Source organism: Bradyrhizobium sp. AUGA SZCCT0169, assembly GCF_018130085.1.
Classification (GTDB): domain Bacteria; phylum Pseudomonadota; class Alphaproteobacteria; order Rhizobiales; family Xanthobacteraceae; genus Bradyrhizobium.
Genome location: NZ_JAFCMC010000050.1, coordinates 1 through 20,843, shown reverse-complemented (window position 1 = coordinate 20,843; position 20,843 = coordinate 1). Strand labels below are relative to the sequence as shown.

Annotated in this window: 18 protein-coding genes and 1 tRNA gene; 9 read left to right on the top strand and 10 right to left on the bottom strand. The window is 62.7% G+C overall.

The window, feature by feature from the left end; genetic code table 11:
- The first annotated feature begins 672 nt into the window (after positions 1–672).
- Positions 673–852: a hypothetical protein gene (locus tag JQ609_RS32480; RefSeq protein WP_212276707.1), complete on the top strand. Its 180-nt coding sequence runs from the start codon at positions 673–675 to the stop codon at positions 850–852.
- Positions 852–1,145: a hypothetical protein gene (locus tag JQ609_RS32475; protein ID WP_212276706.1), complete on the top strand. Its 294-nt coding sequence runs from the start codon at positions 852–854 to the stop codon at positions 1,143–1,145. The genes JQ609_RS32480 and JQ609_RS32475 overlap by 1 nt, the downstream gene beginning before the upstream one ends.
- A 107-nt stretch (positions 1,146–1,252) precedes the next feature.
- Here JQ609_RS32475 and JQ609_RS32470 read toward each other — a convergent pair whose 3' ends face one another.
- The 4 genes from JQ609_RS32470 to JQ609_RS32455 all read right to left on the bottom strand — a co-directional run bounded on the left by JQ609_RS32470 (position 1,253) and on the right by JQ609_RS32455 (position 4,193).
- Positions 1,253–1,741: a hypothetical protein gene (locus JQ609_RS32470; RefSeq protein WP_212276705.1), complete on the bottom strand. Its 489-nt coding sequence runs from the start codon at positions 1,739–1,741 to the stop codon at positions 1,253–1,255.
- Between the two features lie 182 nt (positions 1,742–1,923).
- Complete coding sequence (locus JQ609_RS32465) at positions 1,924–2,160, bottom strand: DUF6894 family protein (RefSeq protein ID WP_212276704.1); 237 nt, start codon at positions 2,158–2,160, stop codon at positions 1,924–1,926.
- 727 nt (positions 2,161–2,887) lie between these two features.
- Complete coding sequence (locus JQ609_RS32460) at positions 2,888–3,841, bottom strand: AIPR family protein (protein ID WP_212276703.1); 954 nt, start codon at positions 3,839–3,841, stop codon at positions 2,888–2,890.
- Between the two features lie 277 nt (positions 3,842–4,118).
- Positions 4,119–4,193 (bottom strand) — tRNA-Gln (locus JQ609_RS32455).
- 379 nt (positions 4,194–4,572) lie between these two features.
- On the opposite strand from JQ609_RS32455, the gene JQ609_RS32450 reads away from it, so the two are divergent.
- Both JQ609_RS32450 and JQ609_RS32445 read left to right on the top strand, forming a co-directional pair.
- Entirely contained in the window at positions 4,573–6,354 is a 1,782-nt protein-coding gene (locus tag JQ609_RS32450) for an acyl-CoA dehydrogenase (protein ID WP_212276702.1), read from the top strand.
- 68 nt (positions 6,355–6,422) lie between these two features.
- A complete protein-coding gene (locus JQ609_RS32445) occupies positions 6,423–7,604 on the top strand; it encodes a MalY/PatB family protein (protein ID WP_212276701.1) in 1,182 nt (393 codons plus the stop codon).
- A 15-nt stretch (positions 7,605–7,619) separates the two neighbouring features.
- Here the strand turns inward: JQ609_RS32445 and JQ609_RS32440 are convergent, their stop codons facing one another.
- From JQ609_RS32440 to paoA, 5 genes are all read right to left on the bottom strand, one after another.
- Positions 7,620–8,687 (bottom strand): hypothetical protein, encoded by a 1,068-nt coding sequence (locus JQ609_RS32440; RefSeq protein WP_212276700.1) that lies wholly within the window; start codon positions 8,685–8,687, stop codon positions 7,620–7,622.
- A gap of 271 nt (positions 8,688–8,958) precedes the next feature.
- Positions 8,959–9,354, bottom strand: coding sequence for a cupin domain-containing protein (locus tag JQ609_RS32435; RefSeq protein WP_212276729.1), 396 nt, complete (start codon positions 9,352–9,354; stop codon positions 8,959–8,961).
- Between the two features lie 133 nt (positions 9,355–9,487).
- On the bottom strand, positions 9,488–11,695 hold the full coding sequence (paoC, locus tag JQ609_RS32430) for an aldehyde oxidoreductase molybdenum-binding subunit PaoC (RefSeq protein ID WP_212276699.1): 2,208 nt from the start codon (positions 11,693–11,695) through the stop codon (positions 9,488–9,490).
- Positions 11,696–11,698: 3 nt separating this feature from the next.
- The gene (locus JQ609_RS32425; RefSeq protein ID WP_212276698.1) at positions 11,699–12,649 is read right to left on the bottom strand and encodes a xanthine dehydrogenase family protein subunit M; all 951 of its coding nucleotides are present in this window, start codon (positions 12,647–12,649) and stop codon (positions 11,699–11,701) included.
- Complete coding sequence (paoA, locus tag JQ609_RS32420) at positions 12,646–13,308, bottom strand: aldehyde dehydrogenase iron-sulfur subunit PaoA (RefSeq protein WP_212276697.1); 663 nt, start codon at positions 13,306–13,308, stop codon at positions 12,646–12,648. Before paoA ends, JQ609_RS32425 begins: the two co-directional genes overlap by 4 nt.
- A gap of 206 nt (positions 13,309–13,514) precedes the next feature.
- Here paoA and JQ609_RS32415 point away from each other — a divergent pair, with 206 nt between their 5' ends.
- From JQ609_RS32415 to JQ609_RS32405, 3 genes are all read left to right on the top strand, one after another.
- The gene (locus JQ609_RS32415) at positions 13,515–14,408 is read left to right on the top strand and encodes a LysR family transcriptional regulator (protein WP_212276696.1); all 894 of its coding nucleotides are present in this window, start codon (positions 13,515–13,517) and stop codon (positions 14,406–14,408) included.
- A gap of 113 nt (positions 14,409–14,521) precedes the next feature.
- Entirely contained in the window at positions 14,522–16,879 is a 2,358-nt protein-coding gene (locus JQ609_RS32410) for an Orn/Lys/Arg decarboxylase N-terminal domain-containing protein (protein ID WP_212276695.1), read from the top strand.
- The gene (locus JQ609_RS32405; RefSeq protein WP_212276694.1) at positions 16,876–17,466 is read left to right on the top strand and encodes a GNAT family N-acetyltransferase; all 591 of its coding nucleotides are present in this window, start codon (positions 16,876–16,878) and stop codon (positions 17,464–17,466) included. The genes JQ609_RS32410 and JQ609_RS32405 overlap by 4 nt, the downstream gene beginning before the upstream one ends.
- Here JQ609_RS32405 and JQ609_RS32400 read toward each other — a convergent pair whose 3' ends face one another.
- On the bottom strand, positions 17,467–18,465 hold the full coding sequence (locus JQ609_RS32400) for an aldo/keto reductase (protein WP_212276693.1): 999 nt from the start codon (positions 18,463–18,465) through the stop codon (positions 17,467–17,469).
- Between the two features lie 168 nt (positions 18,466–18,633).
- On the opposite strand from JQ609_RS32400, the gene JQ609_RS32395 reads away from it, so the two are divergent.
- Together JQ609_RS32395 and JQ609_RS32390 are read left to right on the top strand one after the other, a co-directional pair.
- Entirely contained in the window at positions 18,634–18,948 is a 315-nt protein-coding gene (locus JQ609_RS32395) for an EthD family reductase (RefSeq protein ID WP_212276692.1), read from the top strand.
- 441 nt (positions 18,949–19,389) lie between these two features.
- Positions 19,390–20,106 carry a type 1 glutamine amidotransferase gene (locus JQ609_RS32390; RefSeq protein WP_212276691.1) on the top strand — a complete coding sequence of 239 codons (717 nt, stop codon included), beginning with the start codon at positions 19,390–19,392 and terminating at the stop codon, positions 20,104–20,106.
- Positions 20,107–20,843 lie beyond the last annotated feature (737 nt).

The following is a 20,843-nucleotide window of genomic DNA, read 5'->3' as shown; positions in this document are numbered from 1 at the left end:
CACCTAAGTTGCCATTCCAATTTTGCCCGAAGCGGACAAACAAACACACGAACAAGATCGCTATAGCGGCCACGACGCTGCCAGCGATCAAAATGGCATTAAGCATTGTTAACGCTCCCGTTTGAGTGCGTTTAGCCCAAGTCTTGGTATACGAAAACTTAAACTAGGGGGCTGGGTTAAAGATGGGTCGTTCCGACAAACGGCCCCAGCACCATTACGCAACGCTGCACCAAGGCCGCCAACCCAGTGGGGGTTTTCTCCCGGTCGGGGGCTGAGGGATCTACCGGGAGCGCAGAGTCGATTCCTGCGGCGCAGGATCGTTCCTAACGCCAAGAAAAAGCCCCGCCTTCACCCGGCGGGGCTAAGTCAAGAGCATCTTGCAGTGGCCCGCGTGAGGGCCGCTGGAAGCTTAAACGCGGGCGCAGGCCTCATGCAATAGACCAGCCTTCGCCCCGATCTCGATCACCATACGATCGATGCCATTAAGCGACATCTCTCTCCTTGATGGCCTGGGTTAGAGCCGGGGCGGAAGTCTTCAGCTTCCCCTCGGCTTGCTTTTTGTGCTAGCGTTAAATCATGGGAAAGTCAATTAGCGCTAGCGCAAAAAAGAAAAGAGGACGACCAGTCACGACGGGCACCGGGACGACCATTGGCGTCCGATGCCAAGATGAAATGCTTGCGGCAGTCGACGAATGGCGCCGCAAACAATCGGATCTGCCCACGAGGGCCACGGCCATCCGCCGCCTTGCGGAGATCGCGCTGAAGCTGAAGAGCCCTAATAACCTGACAATGAAAGACAGCGATGGCAGGATCCTTCTTCCTGCCGGCGGGCTGAAGGCGAAGGGGAAATAATGCCGAAGCCGCCGCTCATTTACACCATTGAGGTGGATGGCAAACCGACGCTAACGTTCGCGGCGGGTCATGCTCGTGAAGCCGCCGAGCTTTGCAAAGAGGCGTGGCTTCGGTCCGACCTTACCGAGCTCACTTCGAACGGCGTTCCCCTCTGTTTGCCCGCTTCAACGCTTACCAGCCGTATTGCTAACGAAGGCGAGGTGGCAACGTATCGGGAAGCCGCCAAAGAAGCGAAAGCGTCCGACGAGATTTTGTTCGCTTATCTCGTTGAACTAGATGGGATGCCAGAGTGAACAGACTGCATCGCTACCAAAAGAAACACTAGGGCTGAAGGCGAAGAAGTGAACCGACTTCGAAAATACATCGAGCTAATGCCGGATGGCCAAGAACTGCGTCTTGCCTACGCCATGTCGGAGACCGCACTTCCAGACGCAAGGCCACGATCGCGCTGGCAGGAAATTACACCCTTCAGCGCAGCCGACGAGGTCATGGCGGAGCCCGGGCTCAAGTCAGTGTTTAAAGCCGCCATTGAGAGAGGTTTTGCGATTGTGCCGAACAGCGGAGCGCAGGCGAAGAAGTGACATCCGACGGACCAGCCGAAGAGCGTGTCATCTACCGCCAAAACTTTCGTGCTGAGCATTTCGATTTTCGAGGCAAGATAATTTTTACGCGGTTTGATGCTTGCGAATTTGTAAATTGCACGCTCCTCATCGACCACGGAACAGAGCAACTGGCGTTTACCGAGTGCATGTTCAAAGACTGCAATATCGATAAACTGGAACCGGACATAAATCGAGGGTTGTTCGTCAGGGATAACATCTTCTATGGCCCGCTTGACGAAAGGCGGGCCGAATTCGAGAGCAGGCTGGCGCAGGCGCTGGCTGCCCAAAAGGCGAAGGGGCCATAAGGCGTGGCCGGATTTGAAACGAAATTACCGGGGTGAATTCATTGGAGACTACCGGATGTCAGCATGGCGGCCTCAGCTCTCCCCAGTGCTGGGGCCGTTTCTTTGGGCACAAGCAAAATTGAGACGGAGCCCGCCCCTAGATGCAAAGGGCGAACTCGGGCCCACTATCTGGCCGGGTTTTCGTATGAGGGCTTGGAATATACTGGCACGGTGCCAATCTCGCGCCCCGCATCGTTAATAATAGCGATGCGGCGCTCAGGATCATCTTCGGGCTTGTCGAGCGAAACGCCTATGGCGAGCACCGTCGCCCGGATGATTGCATCGGTATCGTCGTCGCAAACAAAGCCAGATGCGTCAAAAAGCCGATGGCCGTCCTCAACGTCGAAAAAGTAGCGGGGCATGGCAACCTCCAGATTGCCAAGCTCCTATAGACAGGATTGTTCCGAGATAAGACCGCCTCGGTTGGGTGACTCGCGACGCGCGACCGCTTAATTAAACTGTCATATACGGCTGTTAGCCGTGGGCTGTCGTGGCGCTTTGGAAACTCGTCATGGCGACTTAAGCCCCGCTCGCGGTTCGAGCGGGGTATTTTGTTGGCCGCTTCAGTTGTCGGCCTCTTTCATGTTATTGCCGCTACTTCCTCACGAGCCGCGCGACCCGCCGATGGTCGTGAGACCAAATTTCGATGGTAGGATGGTCTTCACTGCCGGGCTTCCCGCTCAGCCGCTTCCACGTTGGTTGCGGCGAGATCGTAGCGCCCTAGCGCCACCCCGCTAAGGTCGACGGCGTAGGCTATGAACTTGGGCATATGGGAACCGAATTTTTTTCCAAAATCCACTCGCCTCAGTGGGATCGCGGCCTACCTAACCGTCATCATGGTAACGCGTACTCGAAAAGAAGCCACCCGGCGCCCGTCGGGGTTCATAGAATTTTGCCGCCCGACGAAGGCCGACAGGCCGCCGTCCGGGCCCGGCTGGTGCCATGAAATCAAAATGGACGGGATCAGGCTGCAGGTCCGCAGTGGACGGCCTGCGGGTGCGCTGCTTCACGAAGAACGGCCACGATTGGACCGACAGATTTCCCGCCATTGTCGACGCCGCCGGCGGCGTCATCTAATGACCGCGAACCTCACACCAACCCTCCCTTAGGAGCAAGGTCTGCCTTTAATTCCTTCAAGATTGTCGCGCGCATCTCCGGTCCCTTGGCTGCAGTTTCCGTGCCTCCATGCTTTTGGTATGCGGCAAAAACAATATCCGTGCACTCCTCTAGAATCATCCCGTCGATAGTCTTTGTGGCTGCAGGCAGAAGCGAGGCTAATTCCTTGTCAGTCGGGGCATCTGCCTTCTTCAAAAGCATGCAAGCCACGGTCATCGATACATAATATTTGATGATTGATCTAACGCTCTTCAGGTCATCTCGCCCGGAGAGATATTTATCGACCTGTCGATGCAATGTCATGCAGGCGACAAACATATCGCGGCTGTGGTTCTCATCGAAAACTTGTTCGTAGTCGCTTTTTAGAACCCGGCCAGGAGTCGCATAGGCGTTATTCGGTTGCTGCAACAGCAACGCAATGACTGCACGAGCCAGTAGTTGGATACTGATTATCTGGTCCACGGGTTTCTTGAGTTCTCGATACTCACCTTTTCTGCGCTCGTAAAAGAGTCCGTAAAGCCTGAATTTTTCTTCTATGTCAAAATGAATTGGGTCAGTTGCTCTTAACTGGACCTCATTGATGGCCGTTTGAGAGTTTGTTGCGCGAATAATTTTGCTGCGGACCTGCTCATCTGGGGGGACGATTACGCGGACCAGCACATTCCGCGTATCTGTCTTATCCGGATGGGCCTTAAAAAACTCGAAGATTTCATAAGAGGTTTGAAGCCCATTCACCACTTCCGGTTTTTCAATGACGACGGTGTTGCCAACAACAGAACATTTAGTTGCGAGAATGGTCACGCCATTGTTAAGCCACCAAAACTCAGAAGCGGCCGCGGCGGCAAGCGTCTGCCCGATGGCGGTATTGACCACGTTTTTTGCGCCCTGGTAGTCGCGAACATTCGGCTCTAACATACTTCTGCGCATGTCTCCGTTCCGCAGTCCCGGGCGCAGATTCCCATTTTCTGCGCGGTCAGGGCGGGAGAACAGACCCAGACAGAGTGCCATGGTCGGGCGACAGTCGTGATCGAACCAGTCTCCGCCGATAGTCGGAGTTTTTCGGGAAACGGCCGGAGACTTTCCGCTATTTCGCTCCGGAGATTGAGAAACCGGGAGCCTGGAGACTAAGTCGAACGCGCGAAAAGCCCGGATTTCCGGGCCTGTGAGGCGCAGGTTGCAAACTGTCACCGAACGCAGGACTGGCTGGCTGGGGCGGGAGGGATCGAACCTCCGAATGGCGGAATCAAAATCCGCTGCCTTACCGCTTGGCTACGCCCCAACAGGCAGGGAACACGGCAGGAAACCTGCTGCGGACTCCCTCCGGCAACGTGGGTCTATAGGGAGAGGTGAGCCATTTCAACCGGCTAGAGCATGATCCAAAAGGGCATCCCCCGCACGGGATGCCGGGTGGGCACCCGTTTTCCGGAAAGATCACGCTCAAACAAAAGGATAGGCTTCGAATTCGGGCCTAAATCGGCTCCGGAAACACGACCCTTTATAATGGGCCTGACGGTTCGTCTGATGTGGACGCCCCGGGGGCTCGCGATGGCCTCAAACCGCCCGCCTCGCCAGACCGGCCCTCCCGCCTATCGGAGAGTTGAGAGAAGGCCGGTTTCGTGGGAAGACGGCCCCCCGCTTTCCCGACTGAGGCGAGTAACATGACCTACCGCGCGCCGATCAACGACATCCTGCTTGCCCTCAACCATGGCGCCGGCCTCAAGGCCGCCGTAGAGGCCGGCCATTACGGCGACTTCGACGGCGATATTACCGCGGCCGTGCTGGAGGAGGCCGGCAAATTCGCTTCCGACGTGCTGGCGCCGTTGAACACCGTGGGCGACGAACACGGCATCAAGCTCGCCGACAACAAGGTAACCACCGCGCCCGGTTGGCCGGATGCGTACCAGCGCTGGATCGCGGGCGGATGGAACGCGGTATCGGGCCCGGAAGCGTTCGGCGGCCAGGGCCTGCCGCTCGCGATCAACGCCGCCTGCACCGAAATCTGGAGCGCGTCGAACATCGCGTTCGGCCTCTGCCCATTGCTGACACTGTCGGCGATCGAGGCGCTCGACGCCCATGGCAGCGAGGAGCTGAAAAAGATCTACCTGGAAAAACTTGTGTCGGGTGAATGGACCGGCACCATGCAGCTGACCGAACCCCAAGCGGGCTCCGACGTCGGCGCGCTGCGCACCCGCGCCGAGCGCGCCCCGGACGGCAGCTATCGCATCAAGGGCACGAAGATCTTCATCACCTATGGCGACCACGACATGACCGATAACATCGTTCATTTCGTGCTGGCCCGTTTGCCCGATGCGCCCGCGGGCACCAAGGGCATCTCGCTCTTTCTGATTCCAAAATTCCTCGTCAATGCCGACGGCTCGCTCGGCGCGCAGAACGACATCTATCCGAGCGGCGTCGAGCACAAGCTCGGCATGCATGCTTCGCCAACCTGCACCATGACGATGGGCGACAAGGGCGGCGCGATCGGCTATTTGATCGGCGAAGAAAACCGCGGCATGCTCTGCATGTTCACGATGATGAACCAGGCCCGCCTCGGCGTCGGCCTCGAGGGCGTCGGCATCGCCGACCGCACCTATCAGCAGGCGCTGGCCTATGCGCAGGAGCGCCGCCAGGGCCGCGCCATCGACTCCAAGGGCGACGGGATGGACACGATCATCGTGCACCCGGACGTCAAGCGCATGCTGCTGCAGATGCGCAGCATGACGGCGGCCGCCCGCACCATCTGCTACGCCACCGCGGTCGCACTCGATGTCTCCGTGCGCGCCAAGGACGCCAAGGTCCGCAGCGACGCCGCCGCCCGCGGCGCGCTGCTGACGCCGATTGCAAAAGCCTTCTCCACCGATATCGGCAATGAGGTGGCCTATCTCGGCGTGCAGGTTCACGGCGGCATGGGCTTCATCGAGGAGACCGGCGCCGCCCAGCACTATCGCGACGCCCGCATCACCTCGATCTATGAGGGCACCAACGGCATCCAGTCGATCGACCTCGTGACGCGCAAACTCGCGGCCAATGGCGGCGCCTCGGTCTGGGCCCTGATCGACGAGCTCTCCGGCATCGTCAGGCAGGTCGAGCTATCGAACGATCCGGCCTTCGGCACCACGGGGGCAAAATTGCGCGACGCGCTCGGCTCGCTCGAACGCTCCAGCAAATGGTTGCTGGAGAAGGTTGCCTCCGCGCCGAACGACGCGCTCGCGGGGGCGACGCCCTACTTGCGGCTGTTCGGCTCGACGCTCGGCGGCTGCATGCTGGCCGGCGAGGCGCTCGCTGCCAAGAGCAATGGCGAGGCCGGCGATCCGCAGCGCTACGTCACGCTGGCGAGGTTCTTTGCCGAAAACATTTCGGTGCAGGCCACCTCGCTGGAGAAGACCGTCATCGACAGCGCCGACGCCGTCAACGGCGCAGATGCGGTGTTGCTGGCATAGCACATCCCACCACCCAACCAGGCGCATCAGGCGCCGCAAGAGCTACCAACGCAGGAGCCACTGTCCCGATGTTTGATTTCGATCGCGTTATTAATCGCCGCGGCACGCACGCGTCGAAATGGGACATGATGGCCAAGAATTCGGGGATCACGGCAGCGGACGGAATTCCGATGTGGGTCGCCGACATGGATTTTGCGGCGCCTCCCGGCGTCACGGAAGCACTGTCCACACTCGTTGCCCGCGGCGTCCATGGCTATTATGCCGACACCGGCAGCTGGGCGGCAGCGCTCGCCGAATGGATGGCGCGCCGGCATGATCTCGCGATCGACCCGGCCTGGGTCAGCCCGACGCCCGGTGTCGTCTCGGGCCTCGGTCTGATCCTGCAGGCCGTCACCGAGGCGGGCGATGAGGTCGTGGTGTTTCCACCGGCCTATCATGCCTTCCGCAAGATCATTCTCGCCAATGAGCGACGCATCCTCGATGCGCAGCTGGTCCTGCGCCAGGGCCGCTACGAGATGGACCTCGATGCGCTGGGAAAACAACTCACGCCGCGAACCAGGATTGTCTTCTTCTGCAGCCCGCACAATCCGGGCGGCACCGTGTGGTCATCAGAGGAGATCCGCGAGCTCGCGGCCTTCTGTGCCGAACGCAATCTGATTCTGGTTTCCGACGAGATCCATTGCGACCTGCTGCTGGGCGGCGTCAAACACACGCCGACGCTGTCAGCCGCACCCGAGATCGCCGATCGCCTGATCACCTGCCTCGCCGCGACCAAGACCTTCAATTTAGCCGGCGCCCATGTCGGCGCCTGCGTCACGTCGAACCCGGTTTTGAAGGCGCGGATCGACGCGCGGATCGCGGCCAGCGGGCTCGCCTCCTACAACGCCTTCGGCATGATCGCGACCGAGGCGGCCTGGCGAACCGGCGAGGCCTGGCTCGATGCGCTGCTGCCCTATCTTGCCGGCAATCGCGATACGCTCACCGCACGAATAGAAAATGCCGCGCCGGGCGCACGTTCGATGCGGCTCGATGCAACCTATCTCGCCTGGGTCGATTTCTCTGGAACCGGATTGACGGCTGCGGACGTGGCCGCGCGGGTCAAGGACCGGGCACGCATTTTTGCCAGCCCCGGCGAGCAGTTTGGGCCCGGCGGTGAAACCTGGCTGCGCTTCAACTTTGCCACGCCACGTCCGATTCTCAACGAGGCGCTTGATCGGCTGGACGACGCCTTTCGATACCTCAGAGCTTAGGCTGCGGAAGCCGTCCTAACGCAGCGGCATCGGCGGCCGCGGCACCGACACCAACTCCGGATCGCTCAGCGTTTCAGCGGTGGTTGGCGATTGCGCCTCAAGCTGTCGCGGCACGTAAGGTGCCGAAGTCGCTGACAACGGCGCGGCGGCCGCCGACGGCATGGCTTGCTGCCGCACCGGCCGCGGCGGCACGGGAGCCGGCGTCCGCGCTGGCGCTATCGCAGCGACTGGCCGCGGCGGCGGCGCCGGTTTTTTAGCTTGCGCGTTTTGCGCGGCAGATTTCTCCGAAACCATCGCCACGAGCTGCTGCTGGCTGGCCTTGAGCTGCTCGATGCTGGCCTTGAGCTGTTCGATCTCCCGGCTTGCGCTGGCCAGATCGCGCGCCATCGTGTCGAGCGATTGCGACTGATCAGGCGCGGCGGCGGCCGGCGGGGCTGCAGCGGCCGGCGCTGCTGTCGCAGCAACCTCCGCTGCAGCCGGCGCAGCAGCAGCTTGCGCTGCGGCTGGCGCCTGGGGCGCCGGTTGAGCCGGTGAAGTATTCGACGCATCGACATCAGCGGCAGCCAGAACCGGCTGCGCGGTGAGCCCGGTTTTTTCCGGCGCCTGCGACGATTTTTGTGCGAACAGCGGCGTCCATTCCGCGATTATCCGTTGAGCCGCCTCGGCATGGTAATGCCAGGCCATGGCGGCGCCGCCGATACAGCCCGCCAGCAGCAACGCCGTGACGGCACGCATCGCGCGCCTCGCCATCGACGACCTCGGCCGGCGGCGGCTCTTGATCAGCGCATCTTCGACGGCGGCGGCGCGAAACGTGATTTCATCGACGGCGGTTGCGCGAAACGTGGCGTCGACCGGCGGCACTGCTACTCCGGCCGGGAAGACCGGTTCGATGTGAGGCTGCGGACCCGAAGGCGCGCGCACGGCATCCGGCGCCAGGCTGGAAAACTCTTCCTCCGCGGGCGCCGCCTTGACGGGATCGGGTACGACCCTGACGGCATCGGCTGCGACCCTGATGGCATCGGGTGCGACCACAAGGATATCGTGCGGATCGTCGGTTGGCTTCGGTTTCTGCATCGATTGCATCGGCGCTCCGTACTCGATCCAATGTCGCCTGCGCCCCAAGTGCCTGTCTTAAGACTTTGCCTAAGACCCTGCCCAAGATTTCCCCAAGAGCGACCGGCGGATTTGCGTGAGATCGACGACTTCCAGCCCCCAGAATTCCCCACACGTCGTTCCCCTTACCTCATTCCGGTTTGACCAAAGCAAGGCAGCACGGTGGAGAGGTTGCGGCCGCGGGAACTCCACGCGGTTCCACGGACAGGGCGCACGGGTAAAACTCGGTCGGAGCTGCAGATCATCGCGCGTACTGTTCGTCGCTGACCTTTTCCATCCAGTCGACGGTCTTGCCGTCGAGCGCTTCCTGGATAGCCAGATGCGTCATCGCTGTCGTGGGTCCCGCGCCGTGCCAGTGCTTCTCGCCGGGCGGAAACCAGACCACGTCGCCGGGCCGGATCTCCTCGATCCGCCCGCCCCAATGCTGCACCAGGCCAAAACCTGACGTGACGATCAGGGTCTGTCCGAGCGGATGGGTGTGCCACGCGGTGCGCGCGCCGGGCTCGAAGGTGACGCTGGCGCCAACCGCGCGCGCCGGCTCGGTCGCTTTGAACAGCGGATCGACGCGGACGGTACCGGTGAAATAATCTGGAGGTCCCTTGCCGGACGGCTGCGAGCCGCTTCGTTTGATGTCCATGGTTCTGGTCTTTCGTGGTGTGGCTGCCGTCGTTGCGGCGGCAGCACCCGCTGCCAGCACGGCGAGGCCGCCACTGCTGGCTGCAAGCACATGTCTGCGCGTGATCATCGCAGGCTGTGAGCGGGATTGACGCTCATCCCACTTCCGGCAGCCGCGGCAACAGCTTGTCGAGCGTGATCGGATAGTCACGCACCCGCACGCCTGACGCGTTGTAGATCGCGTTGGCGACGGCGGCGGCGACGCCGCAAATGCCGAGTTCGGCGATGCCCTTGGCCTTCATCGGCGACGACATCGGATCGGTCTCGTCGAGGAAAATCACGTCCTGGTGCGGGATGTCGGCATGAACAGGCACTTCATAGCCGGCGAGATCATGATTGACAAAGAAGCCATGGCGCTTGTCGACCACGAGTTCTTCCATCAACGCGGCACCAACTCCCATCGACATCGCGCCGATTACCTGGCTGCGCGCCGTCTTCGGATTGAGGATGCGGCCGGCGGCGCACACCGCCAGCATGCGCCGCACGCGAATCTCGGCAGTCGCTGTATCGACGCCGACCTCGACGAAGTGCGCGCCGAAGGTCGATTGCTGATGCTTCTTGGCGAGCTCGCCATCATATTCGATACCGTCCTCGGCCGCGAGCGCGCCGCCACCGGCGGCCTGCGCCAGCGGCACGCTGCGATTGCCCGATTTGACCTGGCCGTCGGCAAAGTCAGCTTCGGCGGAATTGAAGCCGAGCTTTTGCGCCACGGCCTCGCGCAACTTGATGCACGCCGCATAGACGCCGGCCGTCGAATTGTTGCCGCCCCATTGCCCGCCCGACCCGGCCGACACCGGGAAGCTCGAATCGCCGAGATGCACCGCCACCTTCTCGATCGGAACGCCCATCATCTCGGCGGCGGTCTGCGCGATGATCGTATAGCTGCCGGTGCCGATATCGGTCATGTCGGTCTCGACCGTGACGACGCCGCTGTTGTCGAGCCGGACCCGCGCCGCCGATTTCGTCAGCATGTTGTTGCGGAACGCCGCGGCGACACCGGTGCCAACCAGCCAGCGGCCGTCGCGCACCCTGCCCGGTTGCGCGCTGCGCTTGCTCCAGCCGAAGCGCTCGGCGCCAGTGCGCAGGCACTCGATGAGCCGGCGCTGCGAGAACGGCCGCTCCGGCTTTTCCGGATCAACCTGCGTGTCGTTGAGAATGCGCAGTTCGACCGGATCGAGCCCGAGCTTCTCCGCCAGCTCGTCGATGGCGATCTCCAGCGCCATCATGCCCGTCGCCTCGCCCGGCGCGCGCATCGCATTGCCTTCCGGCAGATCGAGTACCGCCAGCCGCGTCGTGGTCATACGGTCGGCGCCGGCATAGAGCAGCCGCGTCTGGCTCACCGCGCCGTCGGCCTTGCCGCCGGGCAGATCGCCGGACCAGCTCTCGTGGCCGATCGCCGTGATCTTGCCGTCTCTGGTCGCGCCAATTCGGATGCGCTGGATCGTGGCAGGGCGGTGCGTGGTGTTGTTGAACATCAGGGGACGCTGCAGCGCCACCTTGACGGGCCGGCCGGCCGCGCGTGCACCAAGCGCAGCGAGCAGCGCGTCAGCGCGCGGAAACAGCTTGCCGCCGAAGCCACCGCCGATATACGGCGAAATCAGGCGAACCTTTTCTTTCGGGATGTTGAGCGTCTTGGCGATGTCAGCCACGTTCCAGGCGATCATCTGGTTCGAAGTCCAGAGCGTCAGCCTGTCGCCGTCCCAGGCGGCCATCGAGGCATGCGGCTCCATCATCGCATGCGCTTCGTCTGGCGTAGTGTAGGTGGCGTCGAGCTGGACCGGCGCCGCAGCGAAGGCCGGGCCGAAATTGCCGACCGCGGTGTCGGCGGGACCGCCCGTGATTTTCTCAGGCTTGGCTGATTCCATCAATTTCGAGAGGTCGAACGCACCCTTGTCGCTGATATAATCGACGCGGACCAGTTGCGCGGCCGCGCGCGCCTGCTCAAACGTTTCCGCAACCACCACCGCGATGGCCTGGTGATAGTGCTGAATCTCAGGCCCGCCCAGCAATTTAGCGGTATTGAGACTTCCCTTCTCGAGCTTGCCGGCATTCTCAGCCGTGACGATGGCGAGCACACCCGACGCGGCCTTGGCCGCGGTCAGATCAATCGACTTGATGCGGCCCTTGGCGATCGCAGAACCGACGATGTAGCCATAGGCCGGGTTCGGTGCCGCGTCGTGCCATTCATAGGCGTAGGTCGCGGTTCCCGTGGTCTTGCGTGGACCGTCGATACGGCTGACGGGTTGGCCGATCACCTTGAGCTGGTCGATCGGATTTGATGTGGCCGGGGAATCGAATTTCATGGCTCAGCCTCTCGCCTCTGTCAGCACCGCGGCGAGCGTGCGCTCGGCCAGCGTCAGCTTGAATGCGTTCTCACGGGTCGGCTTGGCGTCGCCGAGCAATTGCGCGACGGTGGCCCGCGCCCCGCGCGGCAGCGCGGCTTCCGCCGCCTCGACGCGCCATGGCTTGTGCGCGACGCCGCCGAGCGCGACGTGCCCCGAGCCGTCGCGCTGCACGATGGCGGCGACCGAAACCAGCGCGAACGCATAGGAGGCGCGGTCGCGCACCTTGCGATAGATCTGCTTGCCGCCGACCGGTTTCGGCAACGTCACGGCGGTGATCAGCTCACCCGGCGCCAGTGCGGTTTCGATTTGCGGCGTATCGCCGGGCAGCCGGTGGAAGTCCGCGATCGGGATGGTTCGTGCGGCGCCGTCAGGACGCACCGTTTCCACGGTGGCGTCGAGCGCGCGCATCGCAACCGCCATGTCGCTCGGGTGCGTCGCGATGCAGGCGTCGCTGGCGCCGATCACGGCGTGCTGACGGCTGAACCCGCCGATCGCCGAACAGCCGCTGCCGGGCTGGCGTTTGTTGCAGGGCTGGTTGGTGTCGTAGAAATAAGGACAGCGCGTCCGCTGCAGCAGATTGCCCGCGGTGGTCGCCCGGTTACGCAACTGGCCCGAGGCGCCGGCGAGCAACGCGCGCGAGAGCACACCGTAATCGCGCCGTACCCGCTCGTCGGCGGCAAGATCGGTGTTGCGCACCACCGCGCCGATGCGCAGGCCGCCGTCCGGCGTCGGCTCGACCTTGTCGAGCCCAAGGCGGTTGACGTCGATCAGATGCGACGGCGTCTCGATTTCGAGCTTCATCAGATCGAGCAGATTGGTGCCGCCGGCGATGAACTTGGCGTGGGGAGTGTGCACGGCAGCGGCGGCGGCCGCGGTGGGCGAGGTGACGCGTTGATAGGTAAAGGATTTCATGCCTTGCTCCCGGCAACTTCAGTGACCGCATCGACGATGTTGGAATAGGCCGCGCAACGGCAGATATTACCGCTCATCCGCTCGCGCAGCTCGAGGGCCGAAAATTGCGGCGCCGCCGTCAGGTCGGCGCTGACATGGCTGGGAATGCCGGCCTTGATCTCGTCGAGCACCGCGACCGCCGAGCAGATCTGCCCGGGCGTGCAATAGCCGCATTGATAGCCGTCATGCTTGACGAACGCCGCCTGCATCGGATGCATGTTGTCAGGCGTACCCAATCCCTCGATGGTGGTGACGCTCTCGCCCTCGTGCATCACAGCCAGCGTCAGGCATGAATTGATCCTGCGCCCGCCGACGATCACCGTGCACGCGCCGCACTGGCCGTGATCGCAGCCCTTCTTGGTGCCGGTGAAATGCAGATTCTCGCGCAACGCATCGAGCAGCGTGGTCCGCGTGTCGACCTCGAGCTCGCGCACCTGGCCGTTCACATTGAAGGAAACTTTGGACATCACGGGCGCTGCGGGAACCGCGGGCTTCAGGGCGACATCGGCCTTGGCCACAAAGGTCGACGTCGTGACCCCGAGGGCCGGCGCCGTGAGAGACGCTGCGCCGACGATCAACAGGTCGCGCCGAGAGAATCTGAAATCACCGGGGCTTCGCATGCCATCAATCCTTTTGCCGCTTCGTTCGATTGCGTCCCGCCCACCAACGCCGACCATGATCCATGGTTGCTAACGCCGATCATGATCGTGGGTTGCGCGCCGCCCGCCCGGGCAGGTAACGAGCTCGTGCCTTCGGGCATTTAGGGAGTGCGGCGAGTTTCGATTAGGCCTATTAATCCGCATACACTTATGAGGCTGGCTCAATAATGCTCGGGAAAAACACGCACGATCTCATGGCGTTCCTCGCGGTTGCGCGAGAACGCAGTTTTACGCGGGCGGCAGCACAGCTCGGGGTTTCGCAATCGGCGCTCAGTCACACCATTCGTGGCCTGGAGGAACGGCTCGGCTTGCGCTTGCTCACCCGCACCACGCGCAGCGTGGCGCCGACCGAAGCCGGCGAGCGGCTGATCCGAACCGTCGGACCAAAATTTGAGCAGATCGACTCGGAACTATCGGCGTTGACCGAATTGCGGGAAAAACCCGCCGGCACCATCCGGATCACGGCCGGCGAACATGCCGCGCAGGCCATTCTTTGGCCGGCGCTCACGACGCTGCTGCCGAATTATCCCGACATCAAGGTCGAACTGATCATCGACTACGGCCTCACCGATATCGTCGCCGAGCGATACGATGCCGGCGTCCGTCTCGGCGAGCAGGTGGCCAAGGACATGATCGCGGTACGGATCGGACCGGACTTCTGCATGGCGGTGGTCGGCGCACCCGCCTATTTCGAACGCAAGCCGGTGCCGAAGAAACCGCAGGATCTCACCGCGCACGACTGCATCAACATCCGCCTGCCGACCTATGGCGGAATCTACGCCTGGGAATTCGAGAAACGCGGCCGTGAACTGAGGGTGCGAGTCGATGGTCCCTTGGTGTTCAACAACACCGCATTGCGATTGAACGCGGTGCTGGGAGGGCACGGTCTCGCCTATCTGCCGGAAGACCAGGTCCAGCCGTACCTTGCCGACGGGCGGCTGGTCCGCGTGCTCGACGACTGGTGCGCGCCGTTTCCGGGCTATCACCTCTATTACCCGAGCCGCCGCCAGCAGTCGCCGGCGTTTACGGTGCTGGTGGAAGCGCTGCGGTACCGGGGCTGAAGGGCAGCCCCTCGATCGAGCGGCAGAGTCTTGGGGCCGGGCCGGAACCCATCCGTCATCCAGATGTCATCGAATGCGCCAACAGCTTGCTGGACACACACTCGAGGACCCCGATGGACTATTTCCGACGCTTCACCTTTCTGTTCGCCGCGCCGGTCTTTGATACCGACGATCTCGAAGGCCTCCGTTTCAATCAGATCATCACCGAGATCGAGCGCTCCGGCTTCGAAGTGGTCCGGGCGCGCAGGCTGGAGGATGCGGAAATCGCGGTTCAGACCGATGCCGCGATCGGCTGCATGGTGGTCGACTGGGGTAAAAAGGGCCTCGAGGGCAAGACCATGGCCCTGATCAATCTGATGCGCCGGCGCGGCCTCGATTTTCCGATCATCCTCCTGATCCGCCGCAAGCGGTTCGAGGACCTGCCGGTCGAGGTGCTGGATTTCATCGACGGCTATGTTTTCCTGTCCGAGGAAACGCCGCCCTTCATCGCCAAGAACCTGATCAGCCGGCTGAAGCAATATGCCGAAACCCTGAAGACGCCGTTCTTCGGCGCGCTGGTCGACTATGCCGAAGAGGGCAACCAGCTATGGACCTGCCCGGGCCACAATGGCGGCGTGTTTTACAGCCGCAGCCCGATCGGCCGGGTGTTCGTCGAACATCTCGGCGAAGCTGTCTTTCGTGACGACCTCGACAATTCCGTGCTCGACCTCGGCGATCTCCTCACTCATGAGGGCCCGGCGCTGAAGGCGCAAAAGGAAGCGGCGCAAATCTTCGGCGCCGAAAAGACCTATTTCGTGCTCAACGGCACCTCGACCTCCAACAAGGTGGTGCTGGGCGCGCTCGTCACCGACGGCGATCTCGTGCTGTTCGACCGCAACAACCACAAGGCGGCGCATCATGGCGCGCTGATGATGGCCGGCGGCATTCCGGTTTATATCCCCACCGTCCGCAATGCCTGGGGCCTGATCGGCCCGATGCGCTGGGACGCCATCGACGAGACGAGCTTACGCGAACGCATCCGCAGCCATCCGCTGGTCAAGGATCCGGAAGCCTGGCGCAAGCCGCGCCCGTTCCGCGTCGCCGTCGTCGAGCAGTGCACCTATGACGGCACCATCCACAGCGCCGAGATGATCCTCAAAGCCATCGGCCACCTCTGCGACTACATCCTGTTCGACGAGGCCTGGGCCGGCTTCATGAAATTTCATCCGCTCTATGCCGGCCGTTTCGCAATGGGGCTGTCCGGTCTCGGTCCCGACGCGCCGGGCATTATCGCGACCCAGTCGACCCACAAGCAGCTGGCGAGCTTCTCGCAGGCCTCGCAGATCCACATCAAGGACCGCCACATCACCGGCCAGAAGCGCCGCATCGAACACCGCCGCTTCAACGAAAGTTTTATGCAGCACGCCTCGACCTCGCCGTTCTATCCGATCTTCGCCTCGCTCGATGTCGGCGCGCAGATGATGAAGGGCCGCTCCGGCGAGGTGCTGTGGGACGACACGATCCGGCTCGGCATCGAACTGCGCAAGAAGATGCGCGCGGTCCGCCGCGAATTCGAGGAAAAGGAGGCGCGGCCCGAACGCCGCTGGTTCTTCGAGCCGTTCGTGCCCGACCGCGTCGCAATCCCGGACGTCTCCCGCGCGGGCGCCGTGCACAATGTGGCCTGGGAGACCATCTCCACCGACATGCTGGTCACCGACCCCGTTTATTGGCAGCTTTCGCCGGACGCCCGCTGGCACGGTTTTCCCGATCTGACCGCGGGCTTTGCCATGACCGACCCGAACAAGCTGACGGTTCTGACGCCCGGCTTCGACCACGCCACCGGCCGCTATGCCGAGCACGGCATTCCCGCTCCCGTCGTCGCGCAATATTTGCGCGAGAACCGCATCGTGCCGGAAAAGAACGACCTCAATTCGCTGCTGTTCCTGCTTACCCCCGGCGTCGAGGCCAGCAAGGCCGGCACCTTGATCTCGGGCCTCGTCGCCTTCAAGAAACTGCACGACGACAACGCGCTGCTGGAAGAGGTGATTCCGGAATTCCATCAGCGCCGGCCGAAGCGCTATGCCGGCGTCCGCCTGCGCGATCTCTGCGCCGGCATGCACGGCTTCTTCCGCGAAGCCGGCGTCAGCGCGCTGCAGGCGAAGCAATTCCTCGCAGAGCATCTGCCCGACATCGCAATGTCGCCGCGCGACGCCGCGCGCTATCTGGTGCGCAACGACGTCGACTACCTGCCGATCGACGCCATCGCCGGCCGCATTGCCACGACGCCGTTCGTGGTCTATCCCCCCGGCATCGCCACCATCGTGCCGGGCGAACGATTGACCGAACGGGCGCAGCCGATGATCGACTACCTCACAATGTTCGAAACCTGCTTCAACACCTTCCCCGGCTTCGACGTCGAGATTCAGGGCGTCTACAAGGAAGTCGATCCGTCCGGCCGCATCCGGCTGCATACTTATGTGGTCTGCGAATGAACCGGCCCGTCGAAACAACAGACCCGGCCGTGACCGACCAGCAGCCGGTGCTGGTCCGACCCTCGCGCGACGGCGATGTCGAGGCGATGCTGGCGATCTATCGGCATCATATCCGACGCGGCGTCGAGGAAAGCGTCGACGACAGCGGCACCCCGGAGCCCGAGGATCTGCGCGACCGGCGCAAGAACCTCCGCAGCCAGCGCCTGCCGCACCTGGTGGCTGTTTGCGGCGGCGAGGTGGTTGGCTACGCTTACGTCGTGCTGTTTCGCAAGCGGCCGGCCTATCGCTACGCGGTCAAGCATTCGATCTATGTGCATCGCGAGCATCAGGGACGCGGCGTCGGACGGCTGTTGTTGCAGGAGCTGATCGACGTCTGCGCCGCAGCCGGGTTCCGGCAGATGATCGGCTATATCGATTCCGACAATACGGCGTCGCTTGCGCTGCACGAAAGGTACGGCTTTGCCCGCGCCGGCCTGCTGCCGGGCGTCGCCTATCGCTACGGCCGCTGGGCCGACACGGTCATGGTGCAACGTTCGCTTGCCACCGGCTCAACCGCCCCGCCGCTGATTTCCAGCCCGGGAAGGTAGTCACCGCGCCTCGCCGGCAAACGCCTGCCGCAATGTCGCCAGCCGTTCGAGCGCCGCCTGCGGCAATGGCCCCTTCTCAACCGCGGCGAAAGCGCCCTCGAACTCCTGCGGCGTCGCCATGCCGACCAGGATAGTGCCCATCGCCGGATGCGACAGCGCAAACCGCGTCGCAGCTTCGGTCAGGCTGGAAGCAGACCCCTCCTCCACCAGCGGCATCAGACGGCGGGCGCGCTCGATATCGGCATCATAGCTCATGCTTGAGCCGATCGGCTCGGGCGCCGGGCTTGCAATCGGGTGACGCGCGGCCGAGCCCGAGAGGGCGCCGCCGGCCAGCACGCGGATGCCGACGACACCAACGCCGGCAGCGCGCGTGTGATCGAACAGCCGCGCATAATCCTGCGCCGGATAATTTTTCGGCAGTTCTTCGGCCGCGGATGGATTGAGCATGTTGTAGACGATCTGCGCGCTGTCGAAGACGCCGGCATCGATCACCTGATGCAGCGCCACGGTGTCGCCGACCGCCGAAATCCCCAGGTGTCGAATCTTGCCCTGCTGACGCAGCCGCTCGAGCGCCGGCACCACCTCGTCCAGCACCTGCCGCGCGCTCAGCGCCGATCCGCCGCCTGAAACGGTAATCGGATTGTGCAGGTGAAAGATGTCGACGTGCTCGAGACCCAGTCGCGCCAGACTGCCTTCGAGCGACGTGGTAATGGCGTCGGCAATGCGACCGAACGCATCGGGCGCTATTCGAACCTTGGTGCCGACGATGGCGTTGGCCGGCTTCAGCTTGTGCAAGACACGGCCAAGGTTCCTCTCCGATTCACCGTCGCCGTACAGCACCGCGGTGTCGAAATAATTCACGCCGACATCGATCGCCCGCGCGACGGCGCGCTCCTGATCGGCCGGATCGCCGCGCACCATCACGCCGCCGACGGCGCCGCACCCAAAGCCCAGCACCGAGAGCTGCATTCCCGTGCGCCCAAAAACCCGCAATTGCATCGCTGTTCCTCCGGCTGCTCGTACCATACTCCAGATTTTCGCCCCGAAGTAATTTGCGACCGATGCAACTGCAACCCGGTGTTTCAGAGTTGCGGGATCGGTAAAACTGACGCACAGTTTGGACCTGTGCCGGAAATCAACCGGCGAATATCAAACGAGGAGCACGCCATGATCAAGGTAAGCGTTATGTATCCGAACACGCCGGGGGCGCGCTTCGACCACGATTATTATCGCGACAAGCACATGCCGCTGGTCAAGGCGCGCATGGGCGATGCCTGCAAGTCCTACACGGTGGACAAGGGCATCGGCGGCGGCGCACCCGGTGCGCCCGCGACCTATGTCGGGATGTGTCACATCTTCGCCGACTCGGTGGAGTCGTTCCAGGCCGGCTTCGGGCCTCACGCCAAGGAGATCATGGGCGACATCAAGAACTATACCGACATCGCCCCGGTCATGCAGATCAGCGAAGTCGTCGTCGGCTGACGGCGGCTGCTTCGCTACGTAGGTGGGTCAGGTGACTTGTCCGCCATAGCTCGCAAAGAGAAGGCGTAAGCCGTAACCCACCGCCGACGCGAATACGAACAGCGGTGGGTTACGCGGAGTTTATCACCGGGCCGCGCGTTGCGCGGATCCGGTGGCAACCCACCCCAAGCATTAACCTTATCTTTGCCTGGTCAAGCGCTGAAGCATGTGATGGGAAAGCCAATTCGGACTACCCCCAAAGAAGCGGGTTCGTTCCACGATGTCTGTTGCGGAAACCCCGAAATCTCGGCATCATTTTCAAACGCTGCCGGACATCGCCCCCCTGACAAAATCCTGGCCGCGAACCCCAAGAAGCCGCGTCGGGCCTCAGCTCTTTCCCCAAGGAGCTGAGGCTCTTTCATGTTGTGGTGCCTTTATGCTTTGGTGCCCTGGAAAACTTTCATGCCGAAAATCACGATCATCGAAACCGGCGTCATTTCGCCTGCCAATCGCGCGCGGCACGGCTCCTTCCCCCAGATGTTCGAACGGCTGCTTGGCGAGGCGGATGCCTCGGCGAGCTTTGCGACGGTCCGGCTTGCCGATGGCGAAGCGCTGCCCGATCCCGCCGGCCTCGAAGCCATTCTGCTCACGGGATCGCCAGCCGGCGTCTACGACGATCTCGACTGGATCGCACCGCTCGAGCGCTTTGTCCGCGCGGCGTATGAAGCAAAAACTCCCATGGCCGGAATCTGCTTCGGCCATCAATTGATCGCGCAGGCGCTCGGCGGAACGGTGCGCAAATCGGAAAAGGGCTGGGGCATCGGGCGTCACGTCTATGACGTCGTGCCCGGCAACGGCGTGATCGAGGGCGATAGAATCGCAATTCCCGCCTCACATCAGGACCAGGTCATCACGCCACCCACGGGGGCAACAACCATATTCCATTCGCAGTTCACGCCGCACGCGGGCCTTCTCTATGCGAACGGCGCAACGCTGTCGGTGCAGCCGCATCCCGAATTCACCACGGCCTTTGCGCATTTCTGTTGCGAAAAAGCCGGTCAGAACAACGCTCCCGAACCGTTGGTCGCGGCGGCCAAGGCGTCGCTCGAGCAGCCCCTCGACAGCGCCGACCTCGGCCGTGCCATCGCGCGTTTTCTGGCGAGGCCGCGTACAGCGTGATCGATTTCGTGCGGCTGTTAGCGCAGTAAGCGTAGTGCGTAGGATGGGTAGAGCGAAGCGAAACCCATCGCACAAGCGCAAACCGGAATTGATGGGTATCGCTATCGCTCCACCCATCCTACGAGCTGCTCAGGAACAACCGCCCGGGACACAAGGGGCGTTGGCCATCGTCACGACGAGGGGCGGGTTGCGGTGGACGCTGACGTTGCGATTGACGGTCGCGGCTGAGGCGTACGGCGAAAGCGTGTGGTCCTGGCGCCCGTAACGGCGTCAAGCTCTGAAGAAGCTAACGCTTCCGAGGGGTGACGGTGGCAATAGAGGCCGTCTCACCGGGGAGAGCGCGTCATAAGCCGTAAAGCCATTGCGCAGGGAATGTCGGATGCTCTCCGCTGCCCTGTATGCTCATGTGCAGCTTCTTTAGCACAATCGCACATGAGACCGCGGGTGCAGCGCGCATCCGGCATTCCCTGCGCCCTCTGATTGGAGAGGGCAAGGAATTTCTGGCAAAGCTCGGGCTTATCAGGCCGCGAGAATGCGAAGGTGTGTTTGGATAATGCTGCAGCGACAAACACAGCCGTCGTCCCGGGCTTGACCCGGGACCCATACGCCGCGGCCCATCGGTGAGAGCGCAGGCGTTTGCGACCTTCTGCAACAACAACCGCCGCGGAGTGATGGTGTGGACGGCCCCCTACGGCATCAGTTGTGCCAGAATGAGGTTGTTGAGATCTCAGACAAGG